This is a genomic window from Peteryoungia rhizophila, from assembly GCF_004912145.1.
GTDB classification, from domain to species: domain Bacteria; phylum Pseudomonadota; class Alphaproteobacteria; order Rhizobiales; family Rhizobiaceae; genus Allorhizobium; species Allorhizobium rhizophilum.
Map to the genome: position 1 here is coordinate 1 of NZ_STGT01000015.1, position 2,228 is coordinate 2,228.

A 2,228-nucleotide genomic window follows, 5' to 3' on the forward strand; every position below is an offset into this window, starting at 1 on the left:
GGACATCGTCACCTTTTTCACCCCTGAGGCTGTTCGTCCCTGTTCCGCCGGTGAGGACGTCGTTACCGTCGCCGCCGAAGACGTTGTCATCACCTGAACCGCCGTCAATATTGTCGTTGTCGCCGCCTCCATAGATCGTGTCGTTGCCGTTTCCGCCATAAATGATGTCACGACCCCAATCACCGCGGATGATGTCGTTGCCATCGCCGCCCCAGATTTTGTCGTCGCCATTGCCACCACTAATGTCGTCGTCACCGCCAAGTCCGGAAATCAAGTCATTGCCATCGCCGCCAGTGATCTTGTCACCCTGCGCATCAGAGCCCTGCAAGATGTCGTTGCCCTTACCGCCGTCAATCTCAATGAATGTCGTCTCGGATGTCGTATAACCCTTAGGCAGCAGAATGACGTCATCGCCATCGGTCCCCTCAAAGCGTTCGACGCCCTCCAGAACTCCACCGGCATTAGCCCGGTCGAAGACGAAGCCGTTAGCACCAGCAGCGTGCTCAAAGCGAACGGTATCGAACCCGGCACCACCAATCAGCTCATCGCCCTCACCCGAACGACCGTTGATCGAGACATCTTCCGTGGTGCCGTCACCCTTCGTGAAGGTGCGAGGTCCAAATCCCGAAACCACGTCGATATCGGCAGAAACGATGAGAACATCGTCACCCTTGCCGCCATCCAGCGTGTCGCTGCCCTTGCCACCCAGAAGGATATCGCTGCCGTCACCCCCCTTCAGGATATTGTTCTCACTGCCGCCAATGAGGATGTCGTTACCCTTGCCGCCGTAGGCGTTGACCACACCTGCCATGCCATCACGGCCAATGACGTTGGCTCCGGGGCGGTCGGTTGCCGTATCGGCACCCACGCTCTGACCGAGGCGAACTACTGTCGCATCCGACAGATTGACGACGACGCCGGAGGACATCGCGCCGTAGTCGATAGAGTCGATTTCGCCAGCAGCATCGACGCGAACGGTGATCGAACCGATCGCGGTGTCATTGTCGGAATCCTTCGCCAACACGTCGAATGAAAGATCCAGATACTGGGAGTTGCCCGTCGGAGAACTATGGTCCAGCGGCTGTAGAAGTTCGAAGTTATAACCGCCCGTCGACTTGTTGACGGAGACAGTAAAGACACCATTTGCAGCGTTGGCCGGATCATTGCCCGTGTAACCGACAAGGACGGCACCGACGAGAGCAATGTTGACCACCTCGGCGTTAGACTTCAGCACCACTGCCGCGCCGGTCTGATCCTTTACGAGAACAGAGGACACAAGTGCGAGAGACTTCTTGTCACCATTATCGGCACCCCAAATTACGCCAGTGGTGCCACTGGCTATCAAAGATCCGTCCTCTGAGACTGCACCCGCAGCGCCTGGCGCGAAGGACGGCTGTGAATCACTAACGGTGATATTCAACTGACCGGACAATGCCAGCTGGTCTCCATCCCCGTCCGTGACGGTGACCGCCGATGAGAGATCAAGCGTAAGCGAACCGACCGGAACGCCTGTAAAGGTACCGTGGCCAGGGTTCACCACTGTCTGAGACGGTCCATTACCCGCGTCGAGCAGATAGACCTTAGTGTTGTTGGGAAGATTGCCAACGTTCAGATAGACTGTCTTTCCCGCATCGATTGCCAATGTGTAATCGGCATAGTCGTCGTCGTCGGTATCAACCCCCCAATGAACCGTGGCGTTGCCGCTATTGGATAGGCGGATGATATCGGACTGGTTTTCGGCAAGGTCACCGACATACTGGAAGCGCGAACCATTGACCAAGTCTACAACGATCGAGTCGCCTGCATTCAGAGGTACCTGTGTCGCATGATCGATCGGACCCAGCTGGGTGAAAGCGTACTCGCCGGTTTGCGGATCCACTTTGAAGGTAAAGACCCGGTCCCCCGTTACACTGCTTGTCGCGATGAGCATATTCGCTTCAGCACCGGCACCGATTGCGAACTCCAGTGTAGCACCATTCGACTTGAGCGACTTCAGCGATGGCGACAGGTCATCGAGCTCGACCGCATATTTGCCGATGCCATCCGCGCCGAAAGACACCAAGGTCGAGAGCGAACCCGAAGCTGATGCGAGTTCGGATGCGGACTGAGAAATGACAGCTGTTGTTGCCACAGGTGCATCGTCATTCACCTGGATCTTGAGGTAGCCTGCAGCGCCGTCACCGTCACCATCGGTGACCGTGAAGCCGAGGCTCAGCGTCTTGTTCTCC

General features: G+C 57.0%; 1 pseudogene. It reads right to left on the reverse strand.

What is annotated here, in order from left to right:
* Positions 1-2,149 (reverse strand): annotated as a pseudogene (locus E9677_RS25840) (hypothetical protein); the annotation flags it as partial.
* Positions 2,150-2,228 lie beyond the last annotated feature (79 nt).